The sequence below is a fragment of the Buttiauxella gaviniae ATCC 51604 genome (genome assembly GCF_001654835.1).
Taxonomy (GTDB): domain Bacteria; phylum Pseudomonadota; class Gammaproteobacteria; order Enterobacterales; family Enterobacteriaceae; genus Buttiauxella; species Buttiauxella gaviniae.
On sequence record NZ_LXEP01000015.1, the window covers coordinates 290,376 to 307,225 of the forward strand.

The window sequence follows — 16,850 nt, forward strand, 5'->3', positions numbered from 1 at the left end:
CACTGGCGGCGGGAATAGTCTCGCCGCCACCCGCGCATTCATGCTGTATCCCACAGCAAGAGGAAATGAAAATGGCCGATGCTACCCACGGTGATGTCGCCGCGACATCCACAACAAAAGAAACAAAATTAGGGCTTAGCGCGCTGGTTGCGCTGGTAATTGGTTCAATGATTGGCGGTGGGGTATTCAGCCTGCCGCAAAACTTTGGCTCCGTCGCCTCACCGGGCGCGTTACTCATTGGTTGGGTAATTACCGGAGTCGGGATGTTATGTCTCGCATTTATCTATCAAAACCTCAGCTCCCGTTGTCCGGAACTTGAAGGGGGCGTCTATAGCTACGCTCGCGCTGGATTCGGCGATTTCATCGGCTTCCAGTCCGCCTGGGGATACTGGTTCTCCGCCTGGCTGGGCAACGTTTCCTACGCGGTATTACTGTTTAGCGCGATGAGCTTTTTCATCCCGGTATTCGGCGATGGTAATAACCTGCCGTCGATCATCGGCGCATCTGTAGTGCTGTGGCTGGTACACGCGCTGGTTCTGCGTGGTGTGCGTGAAGCGGCTTACATCAACACCATACTCACTGTCGTCAAAGTGGTTATCCTGCTGGTGTTTATCGTCGCCGTGTTGATAGCCTTTAAGATTGGCGTGTTCACAGCCGACTTCTGGGGCCGCATGATGGTCGTCAACGGCACCGCGCCTGAGCTGTTCGATCAGGTGAAAAATACTATGCTGGTGACCACATGGGTGTTTATCGGTATTGAAGGGGCGACCGTCGTTTCTGCACGTGCCGCAAATCGTAGCGATATCGGTAAGGCTACAGTGATTGGTTTACTGGGCGCACTGACTATTTATGTGCTGGTCAGCGTGTTGTCGATGGGGATTTTGGACCAGGCGTCACTTGCCGGGCTGAGAAACCCTTCTATGGCCGGTGTGCTGGAGAGTGTGGTTGGGCCATGGGGTGCTAAATTTGTTGCCGGTGGCGTTATTCTTTCTGTTGCAGGTGCCCTGCTCGCCTGGACGCTATTCGCCGCAGAACTGCCCCGCGTTGCCGCCAAAGACGGTATCTTCCCGAAAATCTTTGCCAAAGAGAACGCCAGACATTCCCCTTCGTTCTCATTGTGGATAACCAACGGCCTGATCCAGTTATTCCTCATCCTCACACTGTTCTACCAGGCGGGTTATCAGGCGCTGTTCTCTATCGCAACCGCTGCCATTCTGCCTCCTTATCTGTTTAGCGCCGCCTATGGGCTGAAACTGGCCTGGACGGGCGAACGCTATGCGAAAGGGGAATCACGCACCAGCGGATTGATTCTCGGCATCATCGCCACCGTCTACGGATTCTGGCTTTGCTATGCCGCTGGCGACTCAATGCTACTGAGTTCGTTGTTGTTCACCCCAGGGCTTTTGGTCTTCCTGTGGCAGAAGAAACAACAGGGGCAACAAATGCTGAAGGGTTATGAATGGGCGATTGCGGCGGCGATCTTGCTGTTGGCGGCCTGGACATTAAAACTGGTTGTTTCCGGATCAATACAGATCACTTGATATGTTTAACGCCCCTTAGGGGCGTTAAATTCTTTAAACCTAATAATTTGCAACATTTATTATTGATAAACCTTGAAAAACCCGATCAAACGAACAGTTTAAATTTATAAGCGGCGTAAATTAGTCGCCTGATAAATCAAGGAATGGTGAATGCAATGAGCGTATCCCACGCCCCCTCTGAGAAGGATCATAATCAACTAACACTCTGCCAAAGACTCATTGTCCATAAAAGCTATCAATCGCAAGAAGAACTGCGTCGCGATATGCAGCTCCACGGATTTGAAAACATTAGTCAGTCTACGGTGTCCCGGCTGCTGAAATTGCTTGGCGTTATAAAAGTACGCAACGCCAAAGGTCAGAAAATTTATGCATTAAATCCGCAATCTCAACCCGCACCGGATGCAGCACGTTCAATCGCAGAGATGGTGATTAGCGTCGAGCATAATGCTGAGTTTGTCATGATTCATGCCGTTCATGGATACGGGCGGGCCATAGCAAGAATTCTCGATTATCGAGCAGTGCCAGAGATTTTAGGCGTAGTAGCGGGCAGCAGCATTGTATGGATTGCACCACGCGAGGTACAAAAAACCGCACAGGTCCATCGGCGAGTTATGCAAACCCTTGGATTACATTAGAGTCGGATAAATATTCACAGCAACCGATTGCTAATGGCTAAAATATGTGAATTTATCCCTTGAAGTGTCCTCCCACATGCGTATAATGCGCCACAATTTGCCGGAGGAAGCATGGTCCAGTGTGTTCAAAAAATTGCCACACCACGTCGTCTAAAAGACGGCGCTAACCTGTTTTTCTTTCCGTTGCATCAATCAATTCCAAAGGCCCCTCATTGAGGGGCTTTTTTTTTGCCCGACGCCCGAGAACAGGAGATAAACATGGCTAACCCCCTATATCAAAAACATATCATTTCCATAAACGATCTCAGTCGTGAAGAACTTGAACTGGTGTTATCTACCGCGGCAAAACTGAAAGCCAATCCGCAACCTGAACTGTTGAAACATATCGTTGTTGCCAGCTGTTTCTTTGAGGCTTCAACGCGCACTCGTCTCTCTTTTGAGACCGCGATTCACCGCCTGGGTGCATCGGTTGTCGGCTTCTCCGACAGCAGCAATACCTCACTGGGTAAGAAAGGCGAAACGCTGGCCGATACTATTTCAGTTATCAGCACCTATGTTGATGCAATCGTCATGCGCCATCCGCAAGAAGGCGCTGCACGCCTGGCAACTGAGTTCTCAGGCAATGTGCCGGTGCTGAATGCCGGTGACGGTGCCAACCAGCACCCAACACAAACACTGCTGGATTTGTTCACCATCCAGGAAACGCAGGGCCGCCTGGAAAACCTGAATATCGCCATGGTGGGTGACCTGAAATATGGCCGTACCGTGCACTCATTGGCGCAGGCGCTGGCGAAATTTGAAGGCAACCGCTTCTACTTTATCGCGCCAAATGCGCTGGCGATGCCGAAATACATTCTCGATATGCTGGATGAAAAAGGCATCGTCTGGAGCTGCCATGAAGCTATCGACGACGTGGTAGGCGAGCTGGATATTCTGTACATGACTCGTGTGCAGAAAGAGCGGCTGGACCCGTCTGAATACGCCAACGTGAAGGCGCAGTTTGTCCTACGTGCAGCAGACCTTGCCGATGCCCGCGAAAACATGAAAGTACTGCACCCGCTGCCACGCGTTGATGAAATCACTACGGATGTCGATAAAACCCCGCACGCCTGGTATTTCCAGCAGGCAGGCAACGGTATTTATGCTCGTCAGGCTTTGCTGGCGTTAGTTTTGAATCGTGAACTGGTTTGAGTGAGAGGAAGATACAGATGACACACGACAACAAATTACAAGTTGAAGCGATCAAACGCGGTACGGTTATCGATCATATTCCTGCACAGGTTGGCTTTAAGTTACTGACTCTTTTTCAGTTAACGGAAACCGACCAGCGCATCACTATCGGCCTGAACTTGCCTTCAAAAGAACAGGGCCGTAAAGACCTGATTAAAATCGAAAACACCTTCCTGACGGATGAGCAAGTTAACCAACTGGCACTGTATGCACCGCATGCAACGGTCAACCGCATTGATGAATATGAAGTGGTCGGTAAGAGCAAACCGAGCCTGCCTTCACGCATCGATAAAGTGTTGGTTTGCCCGAATACCAACTGCATCAGCCGCAGCGAACCCGTTCATTCTTCGTTTGCAGTGAAAAAACGCGACGAAAACATCAGTCTCAAATGCAAATATTGTGAAAAAGAGTTTGCGCATCACGTTGTGCTGGCAGATTAATCATTGCCGCTGAAGTTCTCGCCTCTATAATGGGCGGGAGCTTTTTGTTTGCCTACGAACCATTAAGGAATGATATATGTCTCGTATTATCAGCACCGAAAACGCCCCAGCAGCAATCGGCCCATATGTTCAGGGTGTCGATCTTGGCAGCATGATTATCACTTCTGGCCAGATCCCAGTGAACCCAAAAACAGGTACCGTACCGGAAGATGTGGCAGCACAAGCGCGCCAGTCTCTGGAAAACGTGCAGGCGATTGTTGAAGCCGCTGGCCTGAAAGTTGGCGATATCGTTAAAACGACTGTTTTCGTCAAAGATCTGAATGACTTTGCGACCGTAAATGCAACTTACGAAGCATTCTTTAATGAGCACAAAGCAACTTTCCCTGCGCGTTCTTGCGTTGAAGTAGCTCGTCTGCCTAAAGATGTGAAGATTGAGATCGAAGCGATTGCCATTCGCCGCTAACGTTTCAATTTTAAGGCCGCAAACGCGGCCTTAAATTTTGTCGGATGTCGCTACGCCAATCCGACCTATTTCACACTCGCCCGCAACAATTTCTGTAACGGATAGACTGCCGCAACAACGACCTCATCTTGCGTTTGTGCCGCATCATCGAGCTGTTTCTGAATCCCCTGAACTTCATCAGTGCTCAACGTTCCCTGTTTTGCTACCAGATCCGTTAAACGCAGCCCTATTCCCGCCAGTTTATCGACATTTTCAGCCACTGGTTTCAGCGCTTTAAGCTGGTAATTGCCATCGATAAGTTCCAGCACATCTGGCGTGTTACTTTGCCAGCGAGTAAAAGTACGGCGCAAAGACTCCGCACTGTTGCTGTCTTCCGGGTCAGCCACCAGTTTATCAGCCCACATATCGAGTGAGCGCACCTGGTTGCTTTCCGCGCCTAGTGCATCAGCAAAACGGTTTAGCGGCTCGAAGTGATGGTAATTCCCGGCCTGGAATTTCAGGTGCTGGCGAGTGTAGTACTGCGCTGGTTCAACCGCCTGAGCGAGAATCTGCAACGGCATAATCTCCGTCGTGCCCGCAAGGCGCGTCATTTGTTGCGCGGCGGCGGCATGCTGCTGCAAGCCCACTGAAACCGTCGACCATGCATCTATCGCCTGCAGACGCTGATACATATTATCGATATCTTTCACATCTTCGGCGGACCACAAACGTTCAGCGACCGCAAAGGCACGCGGCCAAAGCTTGATATCCAGCAGCGGCGATGCGACGTTTTCGGCCCACAGCGCCGCCTCGCCACCGATAATATTGTTCATCTGCTCAGGTGTTGGCACGACCGGCTGAATGCCATCAGGCACGTCATCTAATTTCTGGCCGGTTGCCGGGTAACGCACATTACCCACCAGCATATAGCCGCTCAATTTGTCTTTATCGAGCGTTAATACCGGGCGTGTTTCTCCCATCCAGGTATCGACGGTGAACGTCACCTGGGTTGGGCTCAGCCATTCAATCTCACGTACCGCGCGGCGGGATTTACCTTTGAAGTCGATAAAGCCACGCCATGCCGTCTGACTGCTCACCAGAGTGAAACTGCCTTCCACCGCACTGCCTTTTAGGCGCGGCATATTGAAGAACCAACTTTGCGCGCTGTCTGACTCGGTAAGCTTATCGATCCCATTCAACCCTTGCGGCAGGATCTCATTACGATAGTGGTAAGCCGTTGATTGCGGTTGATCGAGATAGAAGCCGGTCGACAAAATACCTTTGTAACCGTTCGCCGCGACCATCCCCAGTGCGTCCTGCCCTTGCCAGGATTGGATCAGAATACTTTTCGGTAGATCCGGATGGTAGATCTCATCCCAACCCATCATCTGGCGGTGATGTTTTTCGAGGATCTTCTCCAGCCGTTGGTTGAAGTAGGTCTGCAAAGCGTGCGTGTCGGCAAGATTATGCTGCTTCATAAACGCCTGGATTTGCGATGAATTTTTCCAGTGCTCGTCATCAACTTCATCGCCACCAATGTGCAAATAGCTGTCCGGGAAAATGGCCGTCAGCTCGCCAATTAAGGTATCGACAAATTGATAAGCGGCGTCGTTTGTTGGGTTCAGCAGCGGTTTTAACACGCCCCAGTGGCGCTCCATTTGATACGGTCCCGGCTCGCTCATCAGTTCCGGGTAGGCCACTGCAATCGCCGACGCATGGCCCGGCAAGTCCATTTCCGGCACCACTCGAATACCGAGCGATGCGGCGTAGCGCACCACTTCTTTCATTTGCGCCTGAGTGTAGAAATCTCCGTCACTCGCCAGTTGCTGCAATTTCGGATAGGAGGTGGAGGCAAAACGCCAGCCCTGATCGTCAGTCAAATGCCAGTGCAGAACGTTCATTTTGGCCGCGGCCATGCCGTCTAACTGGCGCAGAATATCTTTGATGGGCATGAAGTGGCGAGCTGAGTCGACTAACAACCCACGCCACGGGAAGCGCGGCTGATCTTTGATAGCCACAAACGGAATGGCGGTGTTTTCCGGGCCGTTCTGAATGAGCTGTAGCAGGGTTTCCATGCCGCGCATCGCGCCAAAGCGCGTGTTTGCCGTGAGCTTTACGCCGCCAGCAGTGACGCTTAACTGGTAGCTTTCATCGCTGTTGAGTTCAGGTAATGAGGCAACGGCTTGTTTGATTTGGATATCAATGGTGGGTTTTGCAGGGTTGGCCTGTGCAGGTTGTAATTGCCAGCCCGTTTGCTGAGAGATTCTCTGCCGCCAACGGTCAATTGCGCCGGGGAGTTTGTCGCCGCTGATTTTAATGGAAATGGCGTTGTCGAGAACCAGCGTCCCTTCTGCGGCCGGGCGGTCAACCTGCTGCGGCCAGGGCATTAATGGTAAATCACCTGCCGGAGCAGCCCTGGCCTGACAAGTTGCAGCAATGCAACCTGCCAGCAGGCTCAAACGTATTGATTTAAACATGAATATTCCTTTAACAATGACGGGCCAGAAAAAAGCAAAAACAATCTGGTAACACGTGTAGAAATATTCATCAAGGTTATGGCGAGAATCAGCGAGATGCGGATCACATCCCGCTGATTTTTACTGCATTCGAGTTGCAGCCAACGCCGCTTCAGCTTGAAGGATGATGGGTATATTACTGCCAGCCGTAACGACGGCTGTAGAACCCTTTAACACACTGAGTCAGCGTCATATATCCGGCAAGGATTGCAATCAGCCATGGGAAGTAGCTCAGCGGCAGCGCCTGGAGTTGCAGATAACTTGCTAGCGGCGAGAACGGCAGGCCAATCCCAACCACCATCACGACAAGCGTCATCACCATCAATGGCCACGCAGCACGACTCTGAATGAACGGAATGCGGCGGGTACGAATCATATGCACAATCAATGTTTGTGACAGTAACCCAACCACGAACCAGCCAGACTGGAACAGGGTTTGTGCTTCTGGCACGTTTGCCTTGAACACCCACCACATGACGCAGAATGTCAGAATGTCGAAGATGGAGCTTATCGGCCCGAAGAACACCATAAAGCGGCCTAAATCCGCCGGGTTCCAGCGCTGTGGTTTTTTGATTTGCTCGTCATCAACGTTATCGAACGGAATCGCCACCTGGGAGACATCGTATAGCAGGTTCTGAATCAGTAAGTGCAACGGAAGCATTGGCAAGAATGGCAAGAAGGCACTGGCCACCAGCACACTGAACACGTTACCGAAGTTAGAACTGGCGGTCATTTTGATGTATTTCAGCATGTTGGCAAAGGTTCTGCGCCCTTCAATCACGCCTTGTTCCAGCACCATCAGACTTTTTTCCAGCAGGATGATATCTGCAGCTTCACGCGCAATGTCTACCGCGCCATCCACTGAAATCCCGATGTCGGCGGCGCGCAGTGCTGGCGCGTCATTAATGCCATCGCCCATAAAGCCGACTACATGCCCTTCGCCACGCAGCAGGCGCACGATACGTTCTTTGTGCATTGGCGTCAGGCGGGCAAACAGCGTGGTACGCAGAGCCAACGCCGCAAGCTGCTCGTCAGGCATATTTTCGATTTCGCTGCCTGTCACCAACTCGCCCACATCCAGACCCACTTCGCGGCACACTTTCGCGGCCACCAGCTCGCTATCTCCAGTCAGGATCTTAACGGCAATGCCGCTGGCTTTAAGTGCTTTCAGCGCAGGTGCGGTGGTTTCTTTCGGTGGATCAAGGAACGCGATGTAGCCTTCGAGGATCAGATCCGACTCATCAACACGGCCGTAATCTTCACTCCGCGCAGGCAGGAATTTGGTGGCAACAGCGACCACACGTAAACCCTGGCGATTCAGATCGTCAGTCACACGGCGAATACGAGCCAACAGAGTTTCACTGAGCGGCACGATCTCATCGCCATAACGAACCTGGGTGCAGACGCTGAGGATCTCCTGCAGTGCGCCTTTGCAGATCAACTGATGCACTTGCGGCTGTTCGGACACCACGACTGACATACGGCGGCGTTCAAAGTCGAACGGGATCTCATCCACTTTCTGCCAGCGTGTGGCAGCGTTACGTGCATGATCCTCATCAACACCTTCCAGCACCGCGACATCAAGCAGGTTTTTCAGCCCGGTCTGGTAATGGCTGTTAAGCCAGGCGGTATGCAGCACCTGGTCGCTCGTGGCACCCAAAATATCGGTGTGCGACTCCAGAATAATGCGATCTTGCGTGAGCGTGCCGGTTTTGTCGGTGCACAGAATATCCATCGCACCAAAGTTCTGAATAGCATCCAGGTGTTTGACGATCACTTTCTGTTTAGAGAGTTTCACCGCGCCGCGGGCCAGCGTCGAGGTAACGATCATCGGTAGCATTTCCGGCGTTAAGCCGACCGCAACCGAGAGCGAAAACAGCGCCGCTTCCCACCAGTCACCTTTGGTGAAGCCGTTGATCAGCAGCACAATTGGTGTCATCACCAGCATAAAGCGGATCAGTACCCAGCTCACACGGCTGATGCCTTTCTGGAACGCATTCGGCTCGCTTTCTTGCTGCGTGACACGCCCGGCCAGTTGACCAAACCAGGTATTGCCACCTGTTGAGATGATCATCGCAAGCGCTGTGCCGCTCACCACGTTTGTGCCCATAAAGCACAGCGTGTCGCATTCCAGCGGGTTGTTGTGCGACATATCACGGCTGATCGCGACCTTTTCAACCGGTAAGGATTCGCCAGTCAGCGAGGCCTGGCCGACGAAGAGATCACGCGCTTGTATCACGCGCAGATCCGCCGGGATCATATCGCCTGCCGCCAGTTTAACAATGTCGCCCGGCACCAGGCTTTCGAGCGGGATTTCGATAAACGCATTTTCACCGCTTTCATTCACTACACGCAGTACGGTCGCGGTGTTGCTGACCATCGCTTTGAGCGTGTCCGCCGCTTTAGTGGAACGCGCTTCCTGAACGAAGTTGAGCAATGTGGCAATCACCACCATCAGCGCAATGACGCCTGCGGCAAACATATCCTCAGTGGAGTAGGAAACAATGCCGAGAATTGTGAGCAGGATATTGAAAGGGTTGCGGTAGCAGGTCCAAAGATGAACCCACCACGGCGACGGCTTTTGCGCCGGGATTTGGTTGAGGCCATGAAGCTCAATGGCTTGTTCAACTTCCTGCGCATTCAGCCCTTCCGGGTGGCTTTTGAAATCGCGATAAAGTTGCTCTTCAGGAGCTGCTGCATATTTCAAGCAGGCTTCGGTCAGAGAGGCGGGAACCTCTTGAGCATGAGCAACGGTATTGTCATCCGGCATCAGGTCGCGTTGGATCAAGCGACGTGGCAGGTGGCGGCTCAGTTGTGCAAACAACTGCCGGGTCAGATTTTTTAACAGCATAGTAGTCCCTCGGCCCCACGCAATGCGGAGCCTGGTGACATGCAGGCGCGGCTAATCCTTGCCTTGCAGGCCAAATAATTTCTTCAGCAGGGACATCGTTGATTGATACAAGATAGATCTCTGCCTTACGCAATCCGGTAAGGCAGTCGCTTCAAAGGCAGTTGCTTCAAAGAAGGGAGTCTTACCGGATTATTCCTGTCATTACAGGGTCTGGACTGGGATCAGGTTCCATGTCGCCTCCGGTTAAAAGAAAAAGTCATTACACTAATCGCGGGCATTCTACACCCGCAAACCTAAACCTGACGTAAACCAGATTTTTTCCATTGTGGTATTGTTGGCTTGCCTTGATTCTAATGAGCAATTGACTGCCGGGAACCTAAACGATGCAAAGCCGCCTCACTATCAAAGACATCGCCCGTTTAAGCGGTGTCGGTAAATCCACGGTCTCCCGTGTTCTGAATAATGAAAGCGGCGTCAGTGCCCGTACACGAGAACGAGTGGAAGCGGTCATGCAGCAAGAGGGTTTCTCCCCTTCCCGCTCGGCGCGTGCCATGCGTGGCCAGAGCGATAAAGTGGTTGCCATTATTGTGACGCGTCTGGATTCACTCTCCGAAAACCTCGCGGTACAAACCATGCTGCCGTCGCTGTACGAGCAAGGATATGACCCGATCATGATGGAAAGCCAGTTCGACCCGGAGCTGGTGGAAGAACATCTTGGCATGCTCAAGCGGCGCAATATCGACGGTGTGATTCTGTTTGGTTTTACCGGCATCAACGAAAAAATGCTCACTCCGTGGCAATCGACGCTGGTTCTGATGGCGCGTGATGCCAAGGGCTTTGCTTCCGTTTGTTATGACGACGAAGGCGCTATCACCAGCCTGATGGCGAAACTTTATGCCGAGGGCCATCGTCATATTAGTTTTCTTGGCGTGCCGCATAGTGATGTGACAACAGGTTTACGCCGCCATGAAGCTTATCTCGCCTTCTGCAAACAACGCCAACTGACGCCAAACGTGGCATTGCCGGGGTTGGCGATGAAACAAGGTTACGAACACGTCGCTGAAGTTTTGTTGCCAGAAACCACCGCCCTGCTATGCGCGACCGACACCCTCGCTCTGGGCGCCAGCAAATATCTACAGGAACACCAACGCACCACGCTGCAACTAGCGAGCGTCGGTAATACGCCACTGATGAAGTTCCTGCATCCGGAAATCATCACCGTCGACCCTGGCTATGCCGAAGCAGGTCGCCAGGCGGTATTGCAATTGATTGGGCAAGTTACGCAAGATCTTGAGTTACGCCAGATAGTCATCCCCTGCACTCTTCAATAAACGCTCCAAACTCAGGTTTATTGTGATCGTCGCCTTGTTTCGGGAACGTTCCCATTTCCGGTAAAAAGATTAAAAGATAACCTTGCTGGCAGATAACTTCTCCCTACCTACTTCGGAACCTCATCATGGCCAAAGTGAAACAACAGGATATAGAAAAGCTGATAGACCTAGTCGGCGGACGGGGCAATATCGCAACCGTGAGTCATTGCATTACCCGGCTGCGTTTTGTATTGAACAACCCACAAGTAGCTTCACCAAAAGAGATTGAAGAGCTGCCGATGGTAAAAGGCTGCTTTACCAATGCCGGGCAATTCCAGGTCGTGATTGGCCCCGAAGTGGGTGATTACTATCAGGCGCTGATTGCCGCCACAGGGCACAGCTCCGCAGATAAAGAGCAAGCGAAGCTCGCCGCACGCCAGAACATGAAATGGCACGAGCAGTTAATTTCCCACTTCGCCGAGATCTTCTTCCCGCTGTTACCAGCTTTGATCAGCGGTGGTTTGATCCTCGGCTTCCGTAATGTGATTGGCGATTTGCCAATGAGCAACGGGCTTACGCTCGCGCAAATGCACCCTTCACTGCAATCGATCTACGACTTCTTATGGCTGATTGGCGAAGCTATTTTCTTCTATCTGCCGGTCGGTATTTGCTGGTCAGCTGTGCGGAAAATGGGTGGAACGCCTATCCTTGGGATTGTACTTGGCGTCACGCTCGTCTCCCCACAACTTATGAATGCCTATGAATTAGGTAGCAAAATTCCTGAAGTGTGGAATTTTGGCTGGTTCACCATCGAAAAAGTGGGCTACCAGGCACAGGTGATTCCAGCACTGCTGGCAGGTCTTGCTCTTGGCTTTATTGAGACGCGTCTGAAACGCATCGTGCCAGATTACCTCTATCTTGTAATAGTGCCTGTTTGTTCACTGATTCTGGCGGTATTTCTGGCGCATGCGTTTATCGGCCCGTTTGGTCGTTGGATTGGCGACGGTGTGGCCTTTGCGGTTCGCCACCTGATGACCGGCAGTTTTGCGCCGATAGGTGCAGCACTGTTTGGCTTCCTGTACGCACCGCTGGTGATTACCGGCGTGCATCAGACAACACTCGCCATCGACATGCAGATGATTCAGAGCATGGGTGGCACACCGGTTTGGCCACTGATTGCACTGTCTAACATTGCTCAGGCGTCAGCGGTTGTCGGCATCATTATTTGCAGCCGTAAACATAACGAACGTGAGATTTCAGTTCCGGCAGCGATTTCCGCCTACCTCGGTGTTACCGAACCGGCGATGTACGGCATCAACCTGAAATACCGCTTCCCGATGCTGTGCGCAATGGTTGGTTCAGGGCTTGCAGGCTTGTTGTGTGGCCTGAGCGGCGTGATGGCAAACGGGATTGGCGTTGGCGGCTTGCCTGGCATTCTGTCCATTCAGCCACGTTACTGGGAAGTTTATTCCCTGGCGATTCTGATTGCGGTGATTGTGCCAATCGTACTGACCAGCGTGATGTATAAACGCAAATACCGTCAGGGCACGTTGTTGGTGGTGTAGATTTTTGGTGGTTCAATTTTTAACTTATGCCCTAAATAATTCGAGTTGCAGCAAGGCGGCAAGAGAGCTCATTCTCAGGAGCTTACTAAAGTAAGTGACTGGGGTGAGCGAGCGCATCCAACACAGTTGCGGCTCGAAGTATGACGGGCGTTTAGGAAAGTGCTATGAATACAACTCCTCCCTGGTGGCAACATGGTGTCATCTACCAGATCTACCCGAAGAGTTTTCAGGATACGACCGGCACCGGCACCGGCGATCTTGCAGGCGTCATTAAACGCCTGGACTACTTAAAACTGCTGGGTGTTGATGCAATTTGGCTGACCCCGTTTTATATCTCCCCGCAGATTGATAATGGCTATGACGTTGCCAACTACTGCGCGATTGACCCGACTTACGGCACCCTCGATGATTTCGACAAGCTGGTCGCTGAAGCGCACGACCGCGGGATTCGTATCATTCTGGATATGGTGTTTAACCACACCTCAACGCAGCACGCATGGTTCCACGAAGCGCTGAATAAAGAGAGTCCGTACCGCGAGTTTTATATCTGGCGTGACGGCACACCGGATATGGTGCCAAACAACTGGCGCTCTAAATTCGGTGGTAACGCCTGGCGCTGGCATGCGGAAAGCGGCCAGTATTATCTACATCTGTTTGCTCCTGAGCAGGCGGATCTGAACTGGGAAAATCCGCAGGTTCGCGCGGAACTGAAGAAAGTCTGCGAGTTCTGGTCCGATCGTGGCGTAGATGGTTTGCGCCTGGATGTGATCAACCTGATATCGAAAGATCAAGATTTCCCAGCCGATATTGATGGCGGCGATGGGCGTCGTTTCTATACCGACGGGCCGCGCATTCATGAGTATCTGCAAGAATTCAGCCGTGATGTGTTTACACCACGCGGGTTGATGACTGTTGGTGAAATGTCGTCAACCACGCTTGATAACTGCCAGCAATACGCCGCGCTAAACAGCAATGAACTGTCGATGACGTTCAACTTCCATCACCTGAAAGTTGACTACCCTGGCGGGCAAAAATGGGCGCTGGCGGCTCCTGATTACATCGCGCTGAAAGCGATTTTCAGCCACTGGCAGCAAGGCATGCACAATGTGGCGTGGAATGCGTTGTTCTGGTGTAACCACGACCAGCCGCGAATTGTATCGCGCTTTGGCGATGAAGGTGAACTGCGCGTTCCCGCGGCGAAAATGCTGGGCATGGTGCTGCACGGTATGCAAGGTACGCCATATATTTACCAGGGCGAAGAGCTGGGGATGACCAATCCGCACTTTAAACGCATCGTTGATTATCGCGATGTGGAAAGCCACAACATGTACGCCGAACTGCGTGCGCAAGGCCGGGATAGCGACAATCTGCTGGCCATTCTTGCCAGTAAATCGCGCGATAACAGCCGCACACCGATGCAGTGGGACGATGGTGAAAACGCAGGTTTTACCCAGGGAACTCCGTGGATTAACCTGTGCGATAACTATCAAACCATCAACGCTAAAACAGCGGTTGATGACCCGGACTCGGTATTTTATGCCTACCAGCAACTGATTAAGCTGCGCAAAGCAAACCCTGTGTTTACCTGGGGTAGTTATCAGGACTTGCTGCCGGAGCACCCATATTTATGGTGTTACCGCCGTGAGTGGCAAGGGCAAACATTAGTCGTGGCTGCCAACCTCAGCCGTGAAAACCAGTGGTGGATGCCGGAAGCCTTCGAAGGTGACTGGGATGTACTGATGAGTAACTATTCTGACGCTGTAGGTAAACCTGGCGAGATAAGCTTACGGCCTTTCGAAGCTGTTTATTGGTTGCAAGGTTAATCCTTACCCGATTTCTCCCTCATATTTGAGGGAGATCTCCTCCTTCAAATTTTAAGAGTTTTGCCCGCTGCCCATCCTTCCTGCTGTGCCCGATTTACTTTGTTCTGCATCAATAAAATCGCAAACATCTTTGATGCAAATCACTACATATAGACCTTAAAATGCACCCCGACCCAACATGTTGTAGTCCCCGTCTATTATAACAACATGTCCTACAGACAATTCTGGGGATTATCTGTGGATAAACATAGGCCCTAAAACAAAAAACCTATGGTAACGCGGGTAAATACAGCTCGCGGGCAATTCTAATCCTTTGTGGATAACCTTTTTTAAAAATGGAGAGATCATGACACCGCATGTGATGAAAAGAGATGGGTGCAAAGTGCCTTTCACTTCAGAGCGCATCAAAGAAGCTATTCTTCGTGCAGCTAAAGCAGCGGGAGTCGATGACGCAGACTATTGCGCCACCGTAGCAGATATTGTCCGCACGCAGATGGAAGGCCGCAGCCAGGTAGATATTGGCGAAATCCAGACCGCAGTTGAAAACCAACTGATGGCTGGTGACTACAAGCAACTTGCACGCGCTTACATTGAATATCGCCACGACCGCGATATCGAACGTGAGAAGCGTGGCCGCCTGAACCAGGAAATTCGTGGTCTGGTAGAACAAACCAACTCCGCTTTGCTCAATGAAAACGCCAATAAAGACAGCAAAGTTATCCCGACTCAGCGCGACCTGTTAGCCGGTATCGTGGCTAAACACTATGCCTCACAGCACCTGTTACCGCGTGATGTGGTTCTGGCGCATGAACGTGGGGACATTCATTACCACGATCTGGACTACTCCCCGTTCTTCCCAATGTTTAACTGCATGCTTATCGATCTTAAAGGCATGCTGACGCACGGCTTTAAAATGGGTAATGCGGAAATTGAGCCGCCAAAATCCATCTCAACAGCAACAGCTGTTACCGCACAAATCATTGCCCAGGTTGCCAGCCACATTTATGGCGGCACCACAATTAATCGCATTGATGAAGTGCTGGCGCCATTTGTTACAGAAAGCTTTGAGAAGCACCGTAAAACTGCCGAAGAATGGCAGATCCCAGACGCTAAAGGTTATGCGCTTTCACGTACTGAGAAAGAGTGTTACGACGCTTTCCAGTCGCTGGAATATGAAGTGAATACGCTCCACACCGCTAATGGTCAGACACCATTCGTGACCTTCGGTTTCGGCCTGGGAACTAGCTGGGAATCACGCCTGATTCAGACCTCTATTCTGCGTAATCGCATCGCGGGTCTGGGTAAAAACCGTAAAACTGCGGTGTTCCCAAAACTGGTCTTCGCTATTAAAGATGGCCTGAACCACAAGGCTGGCGATGCAAATTACGACATCAAACAGCTCGCTCTGGAATGCGCCAGCAAACGCATGTATCCGGACATTCTGAACTACGACCAGGTCGTTAAAGTCACCGGCTCGTTCAAAACGCCTATGGGTTGCCGCAGTTTTCTTGGTGTGTACGAAGAAAACGGTGAGCAGATTCACGATGGCCGTAACAACATCGGCGTTATCAGCCTGAACCTGCCACGCATTGCGCTGGAAGCGAAAGGCGATGAAGCTGCCTTCTGGACGCTGCTCGATAGCCGTCTGGAGCTGGCGTTCAAAGCACTGATGACGCGTATTGCGCGCCTGGAAGGTGTGAAAGCGCGTGTTGCACCAATCCTGTATATGGAAGGGGCTTGCGGTGTGCGCCTGAAAGCAGACGACGACGTTTCTGAAATCTTCAAAAATGGCCGTGCGTCGATTTCTCTGGGTTACATCGGCATCCACGAAACGGTGAATGCACTGTTTGGTAATCAGCACGTTTACGACAGCGAAGAGTTGCGTGCGAAAGCCGTCGCAATTGTTGAGCGTCTGCGCCAGGCAACCGACAGCTGGAAAGAAGAGACTGGCTACGGTTTCAGCCTCTACAGCACACCAAGTGAAAACCTGTGTGACCGCTTCTGCCGTCTTGATACCGCTGAGTTTGGCGTGGTTCCAGGCGTGACCGACAAAGGTTACTACACCAACAGCTTCCACTTAGATGTTGAGAAGAAAGTTAATCCATACGACAAAATCGACTTTGAAGCAGCGTATCCACCGATCGCGAATGGTGGTTTCATCTGTTACGGCGAATACCCGAACATCCAGCACAACCTGCAAGCGCTGGAAGACGTCTGGGATTACAGCTACAAACACGTTCCGTATTACGGCACCAATACACCAATTGATGAGTGCTACGAGTGTGGCTTTACTGGTGAGTTTGAATGCACCAGCAAAGGCTTTACCTGCCCGAAATGTGGCAACCACGACGCGGCTCGCGTATCCGTAACACGCCGTGTTTGCGGTTATCTTGGCAGCCCGGATGCACGTCCGTTTAACGCCGGTAAGCAGGAAGAAGTGAAGCGCCGCGTGAAGCATTTGGGTAACGGGCAGTTAGATTCTTCGCAAAGCAATTAA

At 51.7% G+C, this 16,850-nt stretch carries 11 protein-coding genes; 9 read left to right on the forward strand and 2 right to left on the reverse strand.

Going from position 1 to position 16,850, the window contains the following annotated elements; genetic code table 11:
- Positions 1-71: 71 nt before the first annotated feature.
- The 5 genes from arcD (at position 72) to ridA (ending at position 4,309) form a co-directional block, all read left to right on the forward strand.
- Positions 72-1,541 carry an arginine-ornithine antiporter gene (gene arcD, locus M977_RS08435; RefSeq protein WP_064514007.1) on the forward strand — a complete coding sequence of 490 codons (1,470 nt, stop codon included), beginning with the start codon at positions 72-74 and terminating at the stop codon, positions 1,539-1,541.
- A 155-nt stretch (positions 1,542-1,696) separates the two neighbouring features.
- Complete coding sequence (locus tag M977_RS08440) at positions 1,697-2,176, forward strand: arginine repressor (RefSeq protein WP_064514009.1); 480 nt, start codon at positions 1,697-1,699, stop codon at positions 2,174-2,176.
- A 258-nt stretch (positions 2,177-2,434) separates the two neighbouring features.
- On the forward strand, positions 2,435-3,367 hold the full coding sequence (pyrB, locus tag M977_RS08445; RefSeq protein WP_064514011.1) for an aspartate carbamoyltransferase: 933 nt from the start codon (positions 2,435-2,437) through the stop codon (positions 3,365-3,367).
- A gap of 17 nt (positions 3,368-3,384) precedes the next feature.
- Positions 3,385-3,846, forward strand: a complete 462-nt coding sequence (gene pyrI / locus M977_RS08450; protein ID WP_064514013.1) for an aspartate carbamoyltransferase regulatory subunit — start codon at positions 3,385-3,387, stop codon at positions 3,844-3,846.
- A gap of 76 nt (positions 3,847-3,922) precedes the next feature.
- Positions 3,923-4,309, forward strand: coding sequence for a 2-iminobutanoate/2-iminopropanoate deaminase (ridA, locus tag M977_RS08455; RefSeq protein ID WP_064514015.1), 387 nt, complete (start codon positions 3,923-3,925; stop codon positions 4,307-4,309).
- Between the two features lie 65 nt (positions 4,310-4,374).
- Here the strand turns inward: ridA and M977_RS08460 are convergent, their stop codons facing one another.
- Both M977_RS08460 and mgtA read right to left on the reverse strand, forming a co-directional pair.
- Positions 4,375-6,765, reverse strand: a complete 2,391-nt coding sequence (locus tag M977_RS08460; RefSeq protein ID WP_064514017.1) for a beta-N-acetylhexosaminidase — start codon at positions 6,763-6,765, stop codon at positions 4,375-4,377.
- Between the two features lie 175 nt (positions 6,766-6,940).
- Positions 6,941-9,652 (reverse strand): magnesium-translocating P-type ATPase, encoded by a 2,712-nt coding sequence (mgtA, locus tag M977_RS08465; RefSeq protein ID WP_064514213.1) that lies wholly within the window; start codon positions 9,650-9,652, stop codon positions 6,941-6,943.
- A gap of 386 nt (positions 9,653-10,038) precedes the next feature.
- Between mgtA and treR the strand changes: the two genes are divergently transcribed.
- The 4 genes from treR to nrdD all read left to right on the forward strand — a co-directional run bounded on the left by treR (position 10,039) and on the right by nrdD (position 16,850).
- Positions 10,039-10,986: a trehalose operon repressor TreR gene (gene treR, locus M977_RS08470; protein ID WP_064514020.1), complete on the forward strand. Its 948-nt coding sequence runs from the start codon at positions 10,039-10,041 to the stop codon at positions 10,984-10,986.
- 125 nt (positions 10,987-11,111) lie between these two features.
- On the forward strand, positions 11,112-12,530 hold the full coding sequence (gene treB, locus M977_RS08475) for a PTS trehalose transporter subunit IIBC (protein ID WP_064514023.1): 1,419 nt from the start codon (positions 11,112-11,114) through the stop codon (positions 12,528-12,530).
- A gap of 164 nt (positions 12,531-12,694) precedes the next feature.
- Positions 12,695-14,353 (forward strand): alpha,alpha-phosphotrehalase, encoded by a 1,659-nt coding sequence (gene treC / locus M977_RS08480; protein ID WP_064514025.1) that lies wholly within the window; start codon positions 12,695-12,697, stop codon positions 14,351-14,353.
- Between the two features lie 346 nt (positions 14,354-14,699).
- Positions 14,700-16,850 (forward strand): anaerobic ribonucleoside-triphosphate reductase, encoded by a 2,151-nt coding sequence (gene nrdD, locus M977_RS08485; protein ID WP_064514027.1) that lies wholly within the window; start codon positions 14,700-14,702, stop codon positions 16,848-16,850.

Bases quoted from the DNA above. Each gene is read 5' to 3' on its own strand.
- pyrB (WP_064514011.1), top strand. From the start codon at position 2,435: ATGGCTAACCCCCTATATCAAAAACATATCATTTCCATAAACGATCTC.
- treC (WP_064514025.1), top strand. From the start codon at position 12,695: ATGAATACAACTCCTCCCTGGTGGCAACATGGTGTCATCTACCAGATC.
- nrdD (WP_064514027.1), top strand. From the start codon at position 14,700: ATGACACCGCATGTGATGAAAAGAGATGGGTGCAAAGTGCCTTTCACT.
- M977_RS08460 (WP_064514017.1), bottom strand. From the start codon at position 6,765: ATGTTTAAATCAATACGTTTGAGCCTGCTGGCAGGTTGCATTGCTGCA.
- treR (WP_064514020.1), top strand. From the start codon at position 10,039: ATGCAAAGCCGCCTCACTATCAAAGACATCGCCCGTTTAAGCGGTGTC.
- pyrI (WP_064514013.1), top strand. From the start codon at position 3,385: ATGACACACGACAACAAATTACAAGTTGAAGCGATCAAACGCGGTACG.
- treB (WP_064514023.1), top strand. From the start codon at position 11,112: ATGGCCAAAGTGAAACAACAGGATATAGAAAAGCTGATAGACCTAGTC.
- ridA (WP_064514015.1), top strand. From the start codon at position 3,923: ATGTCTCGTATTATCAGCACCGAAAACGCCCCAGCAGCAATCGGCCCA.
- M977_RS08440 (WP_064514009.1), top strand. From the start codon at position 1,697: ATGAGCGTATCCCACGCCCCCTCTGAGAAGGATCATAATCAACTAACA.
- arcD (WP_064514007.1), top strand. From the start codon at position 72: ATGGCCGATGCTACCCACGGTGATGTCGCCGCGACATCCACAACAAAA.